This is a genomic window from Maridesulfovibrio salexigens DSM 2638, from assembly GCF_000023445.1.
GTDB lineage: Bacteria > Desulfobacterota > Desulfovibrionia > Desulfovibrionales > Desulfovibrionaceae > Maridesulfovibrio > Maridesulfovibrio salexigens.
In genome coordinates, this window is sequence record NC_012881.1 from 1,957,154 (window position 1) to 1,974,894 (window position 17,741).

Genomic DNA, 17,741 nt, shown 5'->3' on the forward strand with positions numbered 1-17,741 from the left:
AAAAAATTAAGAGTTGTTTTTCACATACTCAAGGTCTCGTTTATCAATATTCAGGATATGATTAACAAACCAACTTTCGAGTGTATCAGTCATGTCCTGCACTAAGTCTTCATCTTCTACAATGCATTTCAATTTGAGTTCTTCCACTTTTTCAACAAAATCCTGATGAATTTTTTTATGTTCCTCCAGATTGGGAACGCCTGCTTTTTGCATCATGATTTCTTCAGATTCAAAATGATAGAGGGTGTAAAGGTGTATTTCCTCTATAAAGGAGGATAAATCAGAGGAGTCCCCTTCAAGAGTTTTTTTTCTTATTTTATTAAGAATTGTAAAAAAAGTTTGATGCTGACTGTCGATGACTCCGATACCAGTATGGAGAGGTTGTCCGGAAGCTGTTTTGCTGCTCATGCTCTGTCCCGATAGAATAAAACATTAAATTTCTAGTTTAACCCGTGCATTGTCTCTGAAATATATTGGAATATGACTGAAATTGTACAGTACAATTTTTCAAATATTGTTTTGAAAACATCCGAGTTTCAAATGGTAATCTTGAAACTCGGATGTTTGTATTTGCGTAAGTGGGCTGTTGGTTAATTTGGCAAGGGGTTATTCATATGTTCTCTATAATACCTATGTTCTTGAATTTTTCAAAAACTTGATTTCTTCAACACTGCAATAAAGCACCGGCACTACGAATACGGTAAGTATCGCGATAGTCATTCCACCGAATGAAGGTATTGCCATGGGCACCATGATGTCTGAGCCTCGGCCTGTTGAGGTCAGGATTGGCAGCAGGGCAAGAATAGTTGTTGCCGATGTCATCAGGGCTGGGCGTATTCTTCGTTGCGCACCGTAGATGACTGCATGCCTGATTGCGGATACGGAGTTCATTTTGCGGTCCTTTTTACTTTCATCAAGATAAGTTGCCATGATGACTCCGTCGTCGGATGCAATGCCGAATAAGGCTAGAAAGCCGACCCAGATGGCAACACTCAGGTTGATGGGGCTGACCTGAAACAGCTCGCGCATATCTGTTCCGAACATGGTGAAATTCATGAACCACGGCTGACCGTAAAGCCAGACCATGAGGAATCCACCAGACCACGCCACAAAGATACCTGAGAAAACCATCAGGGTGGTGGCGATGGACTTGAATTGCAAATATAGAATCAGCACGATGAAAAGCAGTGCCAGGGGCAGGATTACCGCTAGTTTTTTCTGAGCCCGAATCTGGTTTTCGTAACTTCCGGCGAATTCGTATGACACTCCGGCCGGTATAACCAGTTCACCGGATTTCATTTTGGAATCCAGAAAGCTCTGAGCCTGTTCCACAACATCTACTTCAGCGAATCCGGGCCGTTTATCAAAGAGGACGTATCCCACCAAGAAGGTATCTTCACTTTTGATGACCTGCGGACCGCGTACGTACTTGATTTCGGCAAGCTGGCTTAAGGGAACTTGCTCCCCGCCGGAAGCACTGACCAGAATATTGCCGATGGCATCAATGTTATCCCTGAGTTCGCGTAAGTATCGTACTCGGACCGGATAACGTTCACGTCCCTCAACAGTGGTTGTAACCACCTTTCCACCCACAGCAACTTCGATCACATCCTGAACCTGTGAAAGCATGACTCCGTGCCTTGCAATGGCTTCGCGGTCGATGATGATCTCAAGGTAAGGCTTGCCCACAATACGGTCAGCAATTACCGCCTCGGGTTGGACCGAACCGACTTGCTTCAGCAGTCTTTCAAGGTCAAGTGCGACCTTTTCCAGAGTTTGCAGGTCCGGACCTTTGACCTTTATGCCCATGGGAGCGCGCATTCCGGATTGGAGCATGACAATACGCGCCGCAATCGGTTGCAGCTTCGGGGCGGAGGTCACGCCGGGAACTTCTGCTGCTTTGACTATCTCATCCCAGATATCATTGGGTGAGGCGATGCCCTTCCATGATTTGCGGTCCGGGTTAAGTCCGGGATTGAGTGCTGGACGCCAGATTCTGAACGGTTTTCCGTCAGGATCAGGAATCAGTTTTCCATTTTCATCCCGTTCAAAATATCCCTGCACAAGATATGGATAGCCATCATTGGCAGGAACCAGTTCTCCAGCAACATTGCGGAAGAAGTCTTTCTGGTCAGGATCAAATTTGAAGCGGAGCCGTTCACCGGATTGATCCACCATATATTCGGACTTGTAATTGATGACCGTCTCAATCATGGAAATAGGGGCCGGATCAAGGGGAGTTTCTGCGCGCCCAAGTTTACCAACTGCGGACTCAACTTCCGGGATGGACTGGATCATCATGTCCTGTTTACGCAGTACGTCCATGGCTTCACCGATTGATGCGTGCGGCATGGTTGTAGGCATGAACAGAAATGCGCCTTCATCAAGGTCCGGCATGAATTCCTTGCCCAGTCCCGGGAATACATGGGCCAGCTTTACATATGGTGATGATGTTTTGATTGCTTCAGGCATGAATCCGGTCAGGTTGGCAAATCCAAGCCAGATGGAAAGTCCCAGCGCGACAATGAAAGTCGGCAAGCATAGGAACAGCAGCTTATGATTTAAACACCAGCCGAGCATACGGGGATATCCGCGGCGAAATATGTCGAAGAAGAGCATGAGTCCTCCGATGACAAGTGCCACGAAGAAATAGTTATTACCCATTCCTTTTTCCGGTCCGAGCGGAAGCCATGATTTTGTCAGTACATAGGCAACCATAAGGACTATGATCCATGTTTCAGCATAGTTTGCATACTTGTGGTTTTTTGCAGGGACAAAAGGAAGCACGAGATGTTTTACGCCGACATAGACAAAGAACAGTCCGGCCCACCACTTGAGCAGCATAGAGACTGCAATACCGCAAAGCAGGTAAAGTCCGGCGGTGACATATGTGCGCCTGTTTTTGAGGAATTTTTTCCGGGCTGTGAAAAGTAGTTCTGCCATGGGAGGCAAGATGGTCAGAGCTACGATAATTGAAGCTAACAAGGCGAATGTTTTGGTGTAGGCCAGCGGTTTGAAAAGCTTACCCTCGGCACCGTCCATGGCGAAAACCGGCATGAAGCTTACGATGGTGGTGGCAACAGCGGTCATAACCGCACTGCCTACCTCAGCCGTGCCTTCATATACGAGCCTTAGTCTGCTTACTCCTTCCTTGGCGTGTTCGATCTTCTTGAGGATATTCTCGCAGATGATGATGCCCATATCGACCATAGTACCGATGGCAATGGCAATCCCGGAGAGGGCCACAATGTTTGCATCTACCTTGAATACACGCATACCCATGAAGCACATGAGTACGGCAAGAGGAAGCAGGGATGAAATCAGCAGGGAACTCTTAAGGTGAATCACTGCAATAAGCACTACAATGATTGTGATCAGGATTTCCTCGGTTAGTGCGGTGTTGAGGGTCCCCAATGTTTCATGAATCAGCCCTGAACGGTCATAGAAGGGAACAACGGTCAGTTTGCTTTCAGTACCGTCAGGTAGGACTTTTGAAGGCAGGCCCGGTGAAATATCTTTAATCTTGTCCTTGATATTTTCAATGACCTGTAATGGGTTTTCCCCATAGCGGGCAACAGCCACACCGCCTACAACCTCCGCACCGCCTTTATCAAGCGCACCACGGCGCAGTGCGGGACCTTCGGTTACACGGGCTACATCACGTACGTAGATGGGGATGTTGTTGACAACCTTTACTACTGAGCTTTCGATGTCAGACAGTTTCTTGATGAAACCGATGCCGCGAATAACGTATTCAGCATTGTTGATTTCAATGGTCCGCGCGCCAACATCAAGGTTGGACATTTTTACCGCGCGATAAACATCATTGAGAGTGACTTTGGCGGCACGCATGGCATCGGGGTCAACATCAATCTGGTATTCCTTTACGAAACCGCCCACAGAGGCAACTTCGCTCACCCCATCTGCTGAGAGCAGGGCATAGCGGACGTACCAGTCCTGTACGGAGCGCAGTTCATCAAGATCCCAGCCTCCGGTTGGGTTACCCTGCGGATCGCGTCCTTCGAGAGTGTACCAATAGACCTGTCCAAGTGCTGTTGCGTCAGGACCTAGGGCCGGCTTTACGCTTTCAGGCAATGTCCCGGCAGGAAGGCTGTTCAGTTTTTCGATCAGGCGGGAGCGTGACCAATAGAAATCAACGTTTTCGTTAAAGATTACGTAGATGGTGGAGAAACCGAACATGGAATAACTGCGAACCGTTTTTACTCCGGGGATTCCGAGCAGGGCTACGGTAAGCGGATAGCTGATCTGATCTTCCACATCCTGTGGTGAGCGGCCCATCCACTGGGTGAAGATTATCTGCTGGTTTTCACCGATATCCGGGATAGCATCCACCGGGACCGGGGAGCGCTCCATTCCGCCTACATCCCAGTTAAAGGGAGCGGTAAAAATACCGCCTCCGATAACCATGAGCAGGAGAATCGCCACGATAAGTTTTTGTTCAAGGCAGAAAAGAATGGTCTTCTCTGCGAAGTTTTTCGGTTCGGGACGGTTCATATCTTGAGTGTTCTTTTCGCTCATATCGTTCTCCGAACCTTACTCTCCGGCCTTGAGCTGACGCTCAACTTCACCGCATTGGAGCATGGCTTCCCCGAAGTAGGGGTTGCGGATGTCTTCATCGGATTGCATCCACTTGGCTCCCTTGAAATCAAAGGCCATAGGGCAGAATATTTCGTAGACCGGTTTGGTGGACTTGATACCCAGTTTTTCAACCGCATCAATCATGCCGTATGAAAGGGGTTCCAGTCCGGCGCGGGCTCCGACAATATCCTTGGCCTCGCGGATGGCGGACATACCGTCATTGATATTCTCCAGCGCATCCATCCAAATCTTATGTGCATCACCGGAGAGTGAAGTGTGATCTATTTTTTTCAACTCTTCAGCCATGAGTGCGGATTGCTTTTGAGCGTTTTGCAGATTGTCGGCTGCGAGAGCTTCAGTAAATGCTGAATAGGCATTAAAGACTTTACCCAACTGCATTTGGAAAGCTTCAGGAGCTTCAGCCTTGTTTGCAGAGTTGGCGGCAAGTGTTGCAATTCCGAATGTTGTATCCAGCCGTTTGAAGTGGTTCGCTGTTTCAGCTATTATTGATTTCAGTCTTTGTCGATCTTTTACACCACTGCCGAGTACTGCATCGTTCCGAAGCAGCATGGACAATTCTTTCCAAGCAAGGGAAGCGTCTCCCTTAAGGCCGGAAGCATCAATCTTGCCGAGACTTTCAAAGAATGCGGAGAATTGTTTGCGGCTGTTTTCAAGGTTGGCGGACTCTGCAATCTCCATGAGGGAATCAAAATCTTTTTTCAGGAAGACCAGTTTTGATGCAAATATAGGCGGTAGGGTGCGATCTGCCTTTGCCTGCTTATCCATATTTTCCATGTCAGCAGAATTAGAACCGTGGTCATGGGCAACCGTTTTTACGCCGCTTTCAGGATTCATCATGCTTGGTTTGGCAATGATCTGGATGGCGCTGTCAATCTTGAAGTTACCTTTGGTAACAACCTGTTCGCCTTCGCTGAGACCGTATTTGACTACATAGAAGTCTCCGGCCTTGGGTCCGAGGACTATTTCACGTCCTTCAAAGACGCCTTCCTTACCGGGAACGCCAATGTAAACCACGGCCCGTTTACCGGTGATGAGCGGAGCTGAAGCAGGGATGACCAGTTCTGTTCCGGCCTGTTTTTCTTCCTTGTTCACTGCACGTACGAACATTCCCGGCTTTAGCTTCAACCCCTTGTTGGGAACTTCCAGACGCACCCGGACCGTACGGGTTTTTTCATTAACCACCGGGTCAATGTAGACCACCTTACCTTCGAAATTCTTACCGGGATAAGCCTCAGTGTTGAAACTTACCTTCATACCCATCTTGATCCACGGAAGGTCGGATTCATAAGCCTCAAGAATTACCCAGACCCTTGAAAGGTCGGCAATAGTATAGATAGGAGTTCCGGTCTTGACGTAAACACCTTCGACAACATCTTTTTTGATAACTATTCCGCTCATGGGCGAGTAGAGGGTGATGTGCTCAGCGGCTTTTCCCCGTTTGATGATATTTTCGATCTGGCTTTTGGAAAGTCCCAGCAGGCGCAGTTTTTCCCGTGCGGCTTGTTCAGTGCGGGCGGCGGTGTCCTTAACAACTTTCAGAGAGCTGCCTTTCAGGGCAGACTTGGCCTTGACCGCCTGAATCAACTCAGCCTGCGCCGTTAGTAATTCCGGGCTGTAGATGGAAGCCATAGCCTGTCCTTTCCGCACAGAGCTTCCGGTATAGTCGATGTACAGCTTGTCGATGCGTCCTCCGGTCCATGCGGTAATGGTGCCGATACGGGTTTCATCGTAGTCGACCTTGCCGAGCATGCGGGTTTGCACATTAACGCTTCGTCTTGCTACCGGGGTAGTGGCTATCCCGGCCAGCTTGCGGGCGGATGAGGTCAGGCTGATCTGTCGGAGGCTGACAGCTTCATCGCCGGACTCACCACCTTTTTCCAGCGGGATGAGATCCATAAAACATATGGGGCATTTGCCCGGCTCAGGCAGCTGGATCTGTGGGTGCATGGAACAGGTCCAGACCACTTCTCCAGAGTCGGTAACTGTTGCTTCAAGTCCGTGATCTTCGTGTTCGGCAACTAATTTCTTTTCTGGCTGATGTCCCTTTGTGCCGGAAAGGATGTATCCGGCTGCAAATGCGGCGACAGCAACAAGGATGACCGGGATCAGTATATGTTTAAATTTGCTCATGATGGTTCCGTGTTTTAATTTTCAGGGATAGAAATTTTCGATTGCGGCATGGTCTGGCCGTGGACGGTGCAGGGGATTTCTCGACCGACCAGATATTCTATTGTGGCTACGCGCTTGGCTTGTTCGGCAAGGGCTTGATAGTAGGCTAGCTGAAATTCAATGAGAGTTCGTTCGGCATCAATCAGGTCGCTTGACGATGCTGTGCCGGACTGGAATGCCTCAATGGAAACTCCGAGGGATTGCTCTGCCTTGGGAGTAAGACTGTCACGGTAAAGGCTGACTTTACGGATGGCATCCTGATATTTGTATATTTCGAGTTCCAGTTCAGCGGTCAGGTTGCGCTCAAGACCGGCTCTTTTGCGTGATGCCGATTTTACTTTGTTTTCAGCTTCATTGAGCTGCGCATCCTGCTTGTTCATCCAGATAGGTAGATTGACGGACATTGCAGTGATTATCGGGTCACGGTCCTCGTTGGTGACATTTGGGGATCTAGATTCTCCGGTTTGAATGTATTCAACACCGAAGGTAAAGTCCGGGTAGTAATCCTTTTTAGCCAGTTCTACCGAAATCTTTTCTCTGTTAACAGAATGGTCGAGCTCTCTTAATCTGGGGTTTCCGGTTTTGAATTCTTCCTTCAATTGATCTGGAGTCATGCTTATTTGCATAACAGGTATTGATTTGGGAAAGGGCAGGGTCTGATCGTCAGCCCTGTTCATGGCGGCAAGAAGCTTGGCAACGGTCGGTCCTTTGCGTTCTTCCAGTGAACGCAGCCTTTCTTCAAGCTTGCCCAGTTCAACCTGAGTCTTGATCACCCCGTCGTAAGCCCCGGCCCCGGTGGAGTAGCGGGAGCGGGCAACGCTTTCGAGGTATTTCATAAGTTCGATGTTCTCGTGAGTAATGCGGATGGCCTGTGCAAGGTAGGCGTAGTCGTAGTAAGTCTTCTTTACTTCGGTGAATATCTTCAGCTTGAGATTGTCGAAACGGGCTTTTTTAATGTCCGCATCGCGCAGAGCCTGTTCACCTTTGAGGCCGAGTTTCCCGAACCACGGCAGGGTCTGGCTCAGTCCGTATTTGAATTCTTGTGGTCCGGTCCGGGTTTCTACAGGCTGGATAAACCATGCAAAATTGAATCTGGGGTCCGGCAGGCTTGAGACACTTGCTTCTCGCTGTAAGGCCGCTTTCCAACCATAAAATGCTGCGTATACATCATCATTGTTACGGGCGGCTTCAACCAGATAATCGGTTAATTCATTAATTTCAGTATGAGGAGCTTGAGTGTCCGAGTTGATTGCTGCTGAATCTTGAGCAAAGGCAGGGAAGGATTGTGCACATATAAAAGTGCTGAAGAGGATTGTAAGTATATATTTAAAATTGGGTACCTTGGTCATGAAGCTCTCCTGCTGAGAAAAAATTGATATTCTACGTTGAGCAAATACTATTCCATGCTAATGATGCTAACGAATACTGTACATTAAGTATCAGTATAATTCATCTATTGCTGGGGTGTTTTTTTTGTCCTAGAATATATTTGTGCAATATTTGCTTGTGCATCATTAATAATTGCGGCCTGTTGAAGGATTGATTTGCACTTATTTGCACATGATGACGATATAAGTGGCAATAAAATCATACTAAATTGGTATAGTAAGTTTTGAATATTTTGTCTAAGAACAATTAAGTGCAATTGTTTTCACATAGGTTGTTTTTCTGGGTTGGTTAAGATGCTTAGTTTTAGCTTAAGGGTTTGATATTAAATGATTATTTTATGATGGAATGTAATGTGAAAATGTTGACCATAATTCTGGGAGTAAAGCGTGTAAAAGTGTATTCTTTAGGCTGCTAGAATTCTCAATTTAGATAAATGCTCATATTCGAAGGTTAATATATGAAAATACGCTTTAAACTGCTCTTGCTCCTGCTTACGGTATCAATACTTCCGCTTATTCTGGTTCAGGCCGGGGTGCTTGATTCATTGAGATCTCTTTCCGATGAGATCGGAGGGGAGGTGCGTAAGGAGCTGGTCAATAAAAGCAGTGTCGAGCTGAAAAGACTCGTAGAGGACCATGCCCGTGTTCTGTCCAAGCAACGTAGGATCGTAGAGCTTAATTTACAGCAGGTTTCAGCAGAGCTTTCAGCATGGATTGAAGACGGCAATGAATTCAGTCTTCCTGAAGTATTTCTGGGCAGCAATTCAGAGCAGGGAGATATTGAGAGACTGGAAGAAAAATATGAACAGCGTGATCAAAATATGATGCATGGATCATATGTACTTGATTTTGATTCAGTTCGATATACTGCGGCGCATAGTTCCAGTCGGAGTTCCATACTTCCTTATGGAACATCGGACGCTGTTTTGCCTTTACTGAAAGCAGTAGAGTTGAAAAATCCTGAACTGACTTTGTGGATCAGGGCTGTGTTCAATTCCGGGGAAAGTCTTGTATATCCGGCAACAACCGGAATGCGAATGAGTATGCATAAGACTGTTCCGATAATAAATAAGAATCCGGTTCCCTCATGGTCTCTTCCTCAGAAAGATCTTCTAACCGGGCGTACTGTTCTTACTGCTTCCTTGGGGGTATTTGTAAAGAAGGAGGCAGTTGGGAGCGTTTCCATAGATGTCCCACTTGATACTCTTCTGCACGGCTATAATCATCTTGATGTGTTTTCACATAACATTGATTCCCTGCTGGTGCGTCTTGAACCGAATGGTAATGGAACCAGCGGTGTTGAAGTGGTTGCAAAAGAGGTTGCCGCTTCCAGCCGCAAAAGTATGATGCATATGTGGGAACCTCCCTCCACTCAGATGCTTTTGTCTTCTACTGATGCAACCTTGTTTTCAAGATTTCATAAATTTTTGGAAGCCGGTAAGTCCGGCGTTATGAGTATGCCGTATAATGGGCGAGATAGTATCTGGGCTTTTTCCGCACCGGATGCGCGCGGTGTCTCACTGGTTTTGATACTTCCTCACGATGATGTAGTGGCCCCGGCTGATAAAGCAAAATCTTATGTTCAGACAGCAATCAAAGAGCAATATCTGCATACGATCTTTGTCTTGATTATTGTCGTATTGCTAGTGTCACTACTCGCGTTTCTGCTTTCAAGAAGATTTACTGAAAATATTTTGATCCTTGCCAGAGGGGTTAAGCGTATCGCTTCCGGTGATTTTTCAGCTCATGTTGAAATTACCGGCGATGATGAAGTCGGCGAACTGGCCCGTGATTTCAACTCAATGGCTCCGTCATTAAGGGAACATATTGAAATCAAGAGTGCCCTTGATGTGGCAATGGAAGTTCAGACCAATTTATTGCCGCAAAATTCTCCCTACATTAAGGGTTATGATATTTATGGTGAAAGCAAATATTGTGATGAGCTGGGCGGAGATTACTTTGATTATATCCGACCTGAACGCGATGGAGAGAACATGCGTTTTGCCATCGGTGATGTCAGCGGACATGGTGTCCCGGCTGCAATGCTTATGGGGTCTGTGCGTGGATATCTGCGGGCGCGGACACTTAGTGGCGGACAGCTTGGAGAGATTGTGACTGACGTCAATAGGCTTGTTGCTCAGGATACGTATAAAACAGGCCAATTCATGACTATGCTCATGGTTGAGCTCGATCCTGCCAAAAGTGAATTGCGCTGGGTCAGGGCCGGGCATGAACCGGCGTTGATTTTTGATTTTGCAAAGAACGATTTCATAAGGCTTGAGGGCGAAGGGATTGTTCTCGGTGCATTTGAGGATGTCGAGTATTCCGAGAATTGTTGTGCAGAGCTTAAGGATGGGCAGATCCTTATTCTCGGTACTGATGGAATTTGGGAAGCATCCAATAAAGATGGTGAATTTTTCGGTAAGAAAAGGCTGTGGGATTTGATTAATTTGAAGAAAAATTCTTCAGCAGAGTCTATTGCATCCGGTATTTTTGCTGCCGTTCAGGATTTTACCGGAAGAACAAAACAGGAAGATGATCTGACCGTAGTGGTCATAAAAAAAGAAAACAACACACAGTAGGAGTTGTAACATGAAGAAAATTTTGAACATCAGCGTAGTAATGGCCTTTATTCTTGTAATGTCCAGCGCTGCTTTCGCTATGGATATGAATCATTCCGGTCACGGCAAGGGAGAAATGAAAGGCTCCATGCATGACGGTATCGCCATGATGGAAAAAGGTCTTGCCCATATGAAGCACGGGGCAAAACTCATGCATGACCCGGCTACTATGAAAGAAGGTATGGGACTCATGAATAAGGAAATGATGCCCATGCATAACGGCATGAAAATGATTGAAAAGGGTGCCGAGGGCGGCGAGCATCATTCCATGGTTAAAGGTTCAATGGGGCACGCGAATAAGGGTATGATGGAAATGATGAAAGGTATGGGATTGGTCAAGAAAGGCGATGATAAAGGTTTCCAGATGATGGACAGCGGTCTTGAGAAAATGGAAAAGTCCCTTGAGGATGTGAAAGGTATGTCTGGCATGTAGCCATCTGTTTACTATTTAAAGATGAAAAAGGCTGCCTTCTGGTTATGGAGGGCAGCCTTTCTGTTTTCCATATTTTATGGATATATATTTACGAATTATATGTGGCTTATGCATATACCATAAACCGTTTGTTTTGTGCTGTGATGTGCGAAAATCGTCCGAATTTGGATTGCGGGAACAGCGCTCCACAGGTATAAAAAGAAAACCCCTTGCGTAACAAGGGGTTGGAAATATCTGGCGGAAGTGTATAGGAGTCGAACCTACCGACGAGGGTTAACCCGTCCACTGGATTTGAAGTCCAGGCGCAACACCGGTTACGATACACTTCCGCTTCGAAGAAGAATTTGCTAACAATTTTGATGGCAAAGCGCAAGTACAATAATATTTTTGAATATGACTTGCCTTTTGCCAAATTAGTCTTATTAATAGCTGATTGAAACTGAAGAAAAAATGTAAATACAGTCCGATGCTTGCCGCATATTGACAGGTTTAGGCAGGCCGGGCGCATATCCAAGGAGATAGACTTTGAATAGTTTTGCCAAGAATCTCTTGGTCTGGGTAACCATCATGCTGGTGATGATTGTTTTGTTCAATCTGTTTAACCAGCCACAGACTTCCCAGCTCAAACTTTCCTACACCGACTTTTTGAGCAGGGTCGATGAAGGTGAAGTCCTTCAAGTTAAGATTCAGGGGCAGAAAATCAGCGGGGTTATGGTTGGTGACAAACGTTTTGTCACGTTTAACCCTGATGATCCGGCCCTTGTCCAGCATCTGCTGAAAAACAAAATCGAAGTAGTGGCTGAGCCGGAAGAAGAGGCTCCGTGGTATATGACTTTGTTCATATCATGGTTCCCCATGCTGCTTCTGGTCGGGGTTTGGATTTTCTTTATGCGTCAAATGCAAGGTGGCGGTGGAGGTCGTGGCGGTGCCATGTCTTTCGGACGTTCCCGTGCGCGGATGATTAATGAAGAGACAGCAAGAGTCACATTTGAAGACGTTGCCGGTGTTGATGAAGCCAAGGAAGAACTTTCCGAGGTTGTTCAGTTCCTCAGCGAACCCAAGAAGTTTACCCGTCTCGGCGGACGTATTCCCAAGGGTGTTCTGCTGGTGGGCCCCCCCGGTACCGGTAAAACCCTGCTTGCCCGCGCTGTTGCCGGGGAAGCCGGTGTCCCTTTCTTCTCCATTTCCGGTTCCGACTTTGTTGAAATGTTTGTCGGTGTTGGTGCTTCCCGTGTGCGTGACCTTTTCTCACAGGGTAAGAAAAATGCACCTTGCCTGATTTTTATTGATGAAATTGATGCAGTCGGCCGTCAGCGTGGCGCTGGTCTCGGTGGCGGACATGATGAACGTGAACAGACCTTGAACCAGTTGCTGGTTGAAATGGACGGTTTTGAGTCCAACGAAGGTGTTATCCTCATCGCTGCAACAAACAGACCCGATGTTCTTGACCCCGCGCTGCTGCGCCCCGGTCGTTTTGACCGTCAGGTTGTTGTGCCTACCCCTGATGTTCAGGGTCGTGCACATATCCTCAAGGTTCACACCCGTAAGACTCCTCTTGCTGGTGAAATTGACCTTGATGTCATTGCTCGCGGAACCCCCGGTTTCTCCGGTGCTGATCTGGAGAACCTTGTTAACGAAGCAGCTCTTTACGCTGCAAAGAACAATCAGGACTACGTCAAGATGGTGGATTTTGAAGAAGCCAAAGACAAAGTCCTCATGGGTCGTGAACGCCGCAGTCTGATTCTTACTGACGAAGAGAAGAAAACCACTGCTTATCATGAAGCAGGTCATGCTCTCATCGCCAAGCTGCTTGATAACTGTGACCCCGTACACAAGGTAACCATCATTCCTCGTGGCCGTGCTCTGGGTGTAACCCAGCAGCTGCCTGTGGATGATCGTCATAACTACAATAAAGCATACCTCGAAGATACCCTGGTAATGCTGCTCGGCGGACGTGTGGCAGAAGAGCTGATCCTCGATCAGGTTACCACCGGTGCCAGCAACGACATTGAGCGCGCTACCAAAATGGCCCGTTCCATGGTTTGTCAGTGGGGTATGAGTGAGAAGCTCGGTCCTATGACTTTCGGTGAAAGTCAGGATCAGGTTTTCCTTGGCAAGGAATTGGTTCAGCATAAGGATTTCAGTGAAGATACTTCCCGCCTCATCGATTCCGAGGTTAGAAGAATCATCGACACTGCTTATGAAACAGCCAATCGTCTGCTCAGTGAAAATGAGGATATGCTGCACAAAGTTTCCGATGCTCTTCTGGATCGTGAGACCATCAGCGGTGACGACATTGATACCCTCATGGAAGGTGGCGAGCTTGCCCCGGTTGAGACTGTTGCTCAGACCAAGCCTTCTTCTCCGGCACGTGCTTATGGTTCTGCCGGTAAATCCGGGTACACTCCTGTTTCCGAATCCGGAAAAGAAGGAGATGCAGATAAGGGAGATTTCTCCTTTGATGAGCAGCCGGAAGAAAAAGAAGAATTCAAGCTCTCGGAAGAATCTGAAGAGACTGAAGTTAAAGAAGAGAAAATCGAAGAAGCTAAAGCTGAAGAGCCTAAGGCTTCTGAAGATAAAAAAAATTCCGAATAAGGAATCAGGATTTATGTCCCGTAATTATTCATGGACAATTAAAGGGGGGAGGGTGTTAGGCCCTGCCCCTTTTTTTATTGCCGGTATTGTTAATGTCACCCCTGACTCTTTTTATGACGGGGGAAAGAATTATGATCCGCAGCAGGCTATAGAACATGGCCGCCAGCTCGCAAAACAGGGCGCGGATATCCTCGATGTAGGCGGTGAAAGTACAAGGCCCTTTGCAGATCCTGTTTCGCTTGATGATGAATTGTCTCGCGTAATTCCCGTTATCAGTGAACTCAGTCGTGATTATGTAGTATCGGTTGATACGGTTAAGAGTGAAGTTGCCAGAAAGGCCGTTGAGGCCGGAGCGGCTATAGTTAATGATGTTTCCGCCTTTGCTCAAGACCCGGCACTGCTTGATGTTGTTGCTGATCTCAAACCCGGTTACGTTCTTATGCATAGTCAGGGAACCCCGGAAGAGATGCAATTGTCGCCGACTTATGATAATGTCATAGAGGATATTTTGAGTTTTTTTGAAAAAAGTCTTGAAAAACTCATAAAGTCAGGCTTACCGGAAAATCGAATAGTACTTGATCCCGGCATTGGTTTTGGAAAGACACTTAACCACAATCTTGAGATTTTACGCAGGATTGACCGATTTATGGGTTTGGGATTTCCTATATATATGGGACTTTCAAATAAGTCTTTGTGGGGCAAGTTACTGGGTCTGGAAGCTGGAGAGAGACAAAATGCAACTCAGGCAGCAACCGCTGTCCTTGCTGCCCGGGGAGTTCCTATTCACCGGGTGCATGAAGTCGGCCTGACCAGCCAGACATTGAGAATAGTGAAGGAGATCGGCGGAGATAATTGATGTTTGAATTTCTAGGCTTTCAAATTTCCTGGAAAGAGCTGCTGGATATCGGACTGGTAGCGATTGTCTATTTTTACATCATCCTGCTGGTGCGTGGAACACGTGCGGCTGCTGTTATCTGGGGATTGTTGCTGGTTCTTCTGGTCTACTATCTTTCCGATGTCTTCGGTCTTTATACTCTCAACTGGCTTTTAACCAACTTCTTAAGTTCTATCTTTCTTGTAATTATTATTCTTTTTCAGCGTGATATCCGTAAAGGTCTGGCCCAGATGGGCGCAGGGCGCTTTTGGCGCAAGCAGGATTTTGAGATGGCTGTCATTGATGAAATCTGCACAGCCATGGATTCCATGGCTCGCCAGAAGATTGGAGCTTTGCTGGTTATCCAGAAAAATGTCCCCTTAGGCGATATCCTTGAGAAGGGAGTAGAAGTCAATGGACGGGTCAGCAAGCAGTTGCTGATAAATATTTTCTGGCCTGATACCCCGTTGCATGACGGGGCTGTGGTCATAAAATCTAATATGATTGTTGCGGCCTCCTGTATTTTGCCTCTGGCACATGTTTCTACCCGCCAGAGCGCTATTGGTACCCGCCACAGGGCGGCATTGGGCATCAGTGAGGAAACTGATGCTATTGCTCTTGTTGTTTCAGAGGAACGTGGAACTATGTCTGCGGCTATTGGTGGCAAGTTGACCACCAGTCTCGACATTGTCCGGCTTAAAAGGGTTCTGAAAAACGTTTTGACTTGATGGTATGAAAGTACAGCACTGGAAAATAGCAGCTTTGGCCGTCATGATGGCCGTTTTAACCTGGTACTTGGTTACCGGGCGTGATCTCGTTGAGACATGGGTGGAATTCCCACTTGAAATAATTAATCCCCCTCAGGGAATGATCATCCAGGACGGTATGATCAGCAAGGTTTCAGTGCGTTTGCGCGGGCCCAAGGGCTTGATTCGTAGTCTGGATACAAAAAAAGTGGCCTACTCCCTAGATACTGGTCATCTGGTTGTAGGAAATAACCCGGTGACCATTGTGCCGGAAAATCTGGGGTTGGGCAGTGCTCTTGAAGTCGTGGAGATAAGTCCTTCGCATATAAATCTTGTCATGGATATGTTTGTGAAGAAGCGGGTCCGGGTGGTTCCTTCATGGGAAGGGGATCTGCACCGCGATTATACCTTGAAGAAAAAATACAGTGAACCGGATGAAGTTACTCTTCGCGGTCCGGCTTCTGTGTTAAAAAAAATAGAACAGGTCAGAACTCAGCGTATCATGCTGGATACGGATTCTCCGGGCAACTGGAGAGGGGAAGTTCCCCTGCAATTACCGGACACTGTGGAGTCCAATCCGGGATTGGTCAGTGTGGGACTTGATTTTGCGGTTCGCTCAGGAAAGATGTGGGTGAAGGTGCCGTTATATATTTTAGGGCCTGATGATGTTGACTTTGCGGCCAGCCAGAATTACGTCAGGCTGCTTGTGGAAGGGCCTAAACCCTTCTTCAGGAAGAAAGGATTCAGAGATGAGATTACTGCTTCAATTGATTTGAATGCAACAATCCCTGTTGGGGATAACGTTGTTCCCTACGAAGTTACTCTGCCTAGAGGCTGTTCAGTAACAAAGAGAAAACCCGAAGCAATAACTGTAACTATAGCGAGGCAGGAGCCGTAGATAATTTGATCGGCCTGCATTTTTTTTGGAGAGATGGATGAGTAAACGTTTGTTCGGAACTGACGGCCTGCGTGGTCAGGTTAATATTTTTCCCATGACTGCAGAGGTGGCTCTGCGTATGGGCCTTGCGGCAGGATCTTACTTTCGTAATGGAAAGCAGCGCCACAAAGTTATTATAGGTAAAGATACCCGCCTTTCGGGTTATGTCTTTGAGTCTGCTTTGACTTCAGGTCTTTGCGCTATGGGTATGGATGTCTTTCAAGTCGGCCCCATGCCGACTCCGGCTGTTTCCTTTCTGACTCGCAACATGCGTGCAGATCTCGGTATTGTTATTTCTGCTTCCCACAATCCGTTTATGGATAACGGCATTAAATTTTTCGATTCCAGCGGTCACAAACTTCCCGATGCTGTTGAAGATGAAATCGCTGATATGGTTCTTTCGCAGGATACCCAGTGGGATTATCCGCAGGCCGAGAAAGTCGGTCGTGCTTACAAAATCGAAGACGCCCGTGGACGTTACATTGTCTATCTCAAGTACAGTTTCCCACAGGATATGACTCTCAATGGCGTAAAGCTGGTTCTGGACTGCGCCAATGGTGCAGCCTACAGTCTTGGGCATATGTTCGAAGAACTGGGGGCAGAAGTTGTACGTATCGGTGATAAGCCCAACGGTCTTAATATTAATGATAAATGCGGCTCCCTTTACCCCGATATCCTTGGACAGAGGGTTGTTGAAGAGCATGCTGATTTAGGTTTGGCTCTTGATGGTGATGCGGATCGTCTGATTGTCGTTGATGAAAAAGGGCAGGTCCTTGACGGGGACGTGATTATGGCCATGTGTGCTGCTGATCTGATGGAGCGCGGTAAGCTCAATCATAATATGCTGGTAGCGACCGTTATGAGTAACATGGCTCTGGAAAATTTCATGAAAGAGAATGGCGGTTCTTTACTGCGTACCCCGGTCGGTGACCGCTACGTGGTAGAAGCCATGCGCCGTGAGGGAGCAATCCTTGGCGGGGAGCAGTCCGGCCATCTTATTTTCAAAGAATTCAGCACCACAGGCGATGGCCTGCTTGCAGCCTTACAGTTATTGCGTATACTGTGTGTCAAGAACAGGCCGCTTTCCGAACTTTCCGGACTACTTGAACTTTATCCGCAAAAATTACAGAATGTTCATGTTAAGCGGAAAAGGCCTTTTGAGGAAGTTCCTGCTGTGCAGGATGCACTCAAACAGGTAGAGCAGGAATTGGCCGGAAAGGGACGTGTTCTGCTTCGTTATTCCGGGACTGAATCCGTAGCCAGAGTAATGGTTGAAGCGGAAGACAGTTCCAAAGTCGAACTTTATACTTCCGAGCTTGCAGGAGTTTTGGAAGAGCATTTACGTTGATAATTAGTTC

General features: G+C 47.2%; 11 protein-coding genes and 1 tRNA gene. 7 read left to right on the forward strand and 5 right to left on the reverse strand.

The window, feature by feature from the left end; genetic code table 11:
• Positions 1 to 6: 6 nt before the first annotated feature.
• The 4 genes from DESAL_RS19730 to DESAL_RS08960 all read right to left on the reverse strand — a co-directional run bounded on the left by DESAL_RS19730 (position 7) and on the right by DESAL_RS08960 (position 8,138).
• On the reverse strand, positions 7 to 408 hold the full coding sequence (locus DESAL_RS19730) for a bacteriohemerythrin (protein WP_015851665.1): 402 nt from the start codon (positions 406 to 408) through the stop codon (positions 7 to 9).
• 222 nt (positions 409 to 630) lie between these two features.
• On the reverse strand, positions 631 to 4,539 hold the full coding sequence (locus DESAL_RS08950; protein ID WP_015851666.1) for an efflux RND transporter permease subunit: 3,909 nt from the start codon (positions 4,537 to 4,539) through the stop codon (positions 631 to 633).
• Between the two features lie 15 nt (positions 4,540 to 4,554).
• A complete protein-coding gene (locus DESAL_RS08955; RefSeq protein ID WP_015851667.1) occupies positions 4,555 to 6,750 on the reverse strand; it encodes an efflux RND transporter periplasmic adaptor subunit in 2,196 nt (731 codons plus the stop codon).
• A gap of 14 nt (positions 6,751 to 6,764) precedes the next feature.
• On the reverse strand, positions 6,765 to 8,138 hold the full coding sequence (locus DESAL_RS08960) for a TolC family protein (RefSeq protein WP_015851668.1): 1,374 nt from the start codon (positions 8,136 to 8,138) through the stop codon (positions 6,765 to 6,767).
• A gap of 497 nt (positions 8,139 to 8,635) precedes the next feature.
• Here DESAL_RS08960 and DESAL_RS08965 point away from each other — a divergent pair, with 497 nt between their 5' ends.
• Together DESAL_RS08965 and DESAL_RS08970 are read left to right on the forward strand one after the other, a co-directional pair.
• Positions 8,636 to 10,759 (forward strand): PP2C family protein-serine/threonine phosphatase, encoded by a 2,124-nt coding sequence (locus DESAL_RS08965; protein WP_015851669.1) that lies wholly within the window; start codon positions 8,636 to 8,638, stop codon positions 10,757 to 10,759.
• A gap of 10 nt (positions 10,760 to 10,769) precedes the next feature.
• Complete coding sequence (locus tag DESAL_RS08970; protein ID WP_015851670.1) at positions 10,770 to 11,231, forward strand: hypothetical protein; 462 nt, start codon at positions 10,770 to 10,772, stop codon at positions 11,229 to 11,231.
• A 235-nt stretch (positions 11,232 to 11,466) separates the two neighbouring features.
• On the opposite strand, the gene DESAL_RS08975 is transcribed toward DESAL_RS08970, so the two are convergent.
• Positions 11,467 to 11,560: transfer RNA gene (locus tag DESAL_RS08975), tRNA-Sec, on the reverse strand.
• 196 nt (positions 11,561 to 11,756) lie between these two features.
• Here DESAL_RS08975 and ftsH point away from each other — a divergent pair.
• Genes ftsH through glmM form a run of 5 tightly spaced genes read left to right on the forward strand, consistent with a single transcriptional unit; the run spans position 11,757 to position 17,731 of the window.
• Positions 11,757 to 13,826, forward strand: a complete 2,070-nt coding sequence (gene ftsH / locus DESAL_RS08980) for an ATP-dependent zinc metalloprotease FtsH (protein WP_015851671.1) — start codon at positions 11,757 to 11,759, stop codon at positions 13,824 to 13,826.
• A 13-nt stretch (positions 13,827 to 13,839) separates the two neighbouring features.
• On the forward strand, positions 13,840 to 14,682 hold the full coding sequence (gene folP, locus DESAL_RS08985) for a dihydropteroate synthase (RefSeq protein ID WP_015851672.1): 843 nt from the start codon (positions 13,840 to 13,842) through the stop codon (positions 14,680 to 14,682).
• Complete coding sequence (cdaA, locus tag DESAL_RS08990) at positions 14,682 to 15,428, forward strand: diadenylate cyclase CdaA (RefSeq protein WP_015851673.1); 747 nt, start codon at positions 14,682 to 14,684, stop codon at positions 15,426 to 15,428. Before folP ends, cdaA begins: the two co-directional genes overlap by 1 nt.
• Before the next feature lie 4 nt (positions 15,429 to 15,432).
• Entirely contained in the window at positions 15,433 to 16,344 is a 912-nt protein-coding gene (locus DESAL_RS08995) for a CdaR family protein (RefSeq protein ID WP_015851674.1), read from the forward strand.
• Between the two features lie 37 nt (positions 16,345 to 16,381).
• Positions 16,382 to 17,731, forward strand: a complete 1,350-nt coding sequence (gene glmM, locus DESAL_RS09000; RefSeq protein ID WP_015851675.1) for a phosphoglucosamine mutase — start codon at positions 16,382 to 16,384, stop codon at positions 17,729 to 17,731.
• The last annotated feature ends 10 nt before the right edge of the window (positions 17,732 to 17,741 follow it).

What these genes read in the sequence shown, in the direction of transcription:
- DESAL_RS08995 (WP_015851674.1), top strand. Translation starts at nt 15,433, where the DNA reads ATGAAAGTACAGCACTGGAAAATAGCAGCTTTGGCCGTCATGATGGCC.
- DESAL_RS08950 (WP_015851666.1), bottom strand. Translation starts at nt 4,539, where the DNA reads ATGAGCGAAAAGAACACTCAAGATATGAACCGTCCCGAACCGAAAAAC.
- glmM (WP_015851675.1), top strand. Translation starts at nt 16,382, where the DNA reads ATGAGTAAACGTTTGTTCGGAACTGACGGCCTGCGTGGTCAGGTTAAT.
- folP (WP_015851672.1), top strand. Translation starts at nt 13,840, where the DNA reads ATGTCCCGTAATTATTCATGGACAATTAAAGGGGGGAGGGTGTTAGGC.
- DESAL_RS08965 (WP_015851669.1), top strand. Translation starts at nt 8,636, where the DNA reads ATGAAAATACGCTTTAAACTGCTCTTGCTCCTGCTTACGGTATCAATA.
- DESAL_RS19730 (WP_015851665.1), bottom strand. Translation starts at nt 408, where the DNA reads ATGAGCAGCAAAACAGCTTCCGGACAACCTCTCCATACTGGTATCGGA.
- cdaA (WP_015851673.1), top strand. Translation starts at nt 14,682, where the DNA reads ATGTTTGAATTTCTAGGCTTTCAAATTTCCTGGAAAGAGCTGCTGGAT.
- DESAL_RS08970 (WP_015851670.1), top strand. Translation starts at nt 10,770, where the DNA reads ATGAAGAAAATTTTGAACATCAGCGTAGTAATGGCCTTTATTCTTGTA.
- DESAL_RS08960 (WP_015851668.1), bottom strand. Translation starts at nt 8,138, where the DNA reads ATGACCAAGGTACCCAATTTTAAATATATACTTACAATCCTCTTCAGC.
- DESAL_RS08955 (WP_015851667.1), bottom strand. Translation starts at nt 6,750, where the DNA reads ATGAGCAAATTTAAACATATACTGATCCCGGTCATCCTTGTTGCTGTC.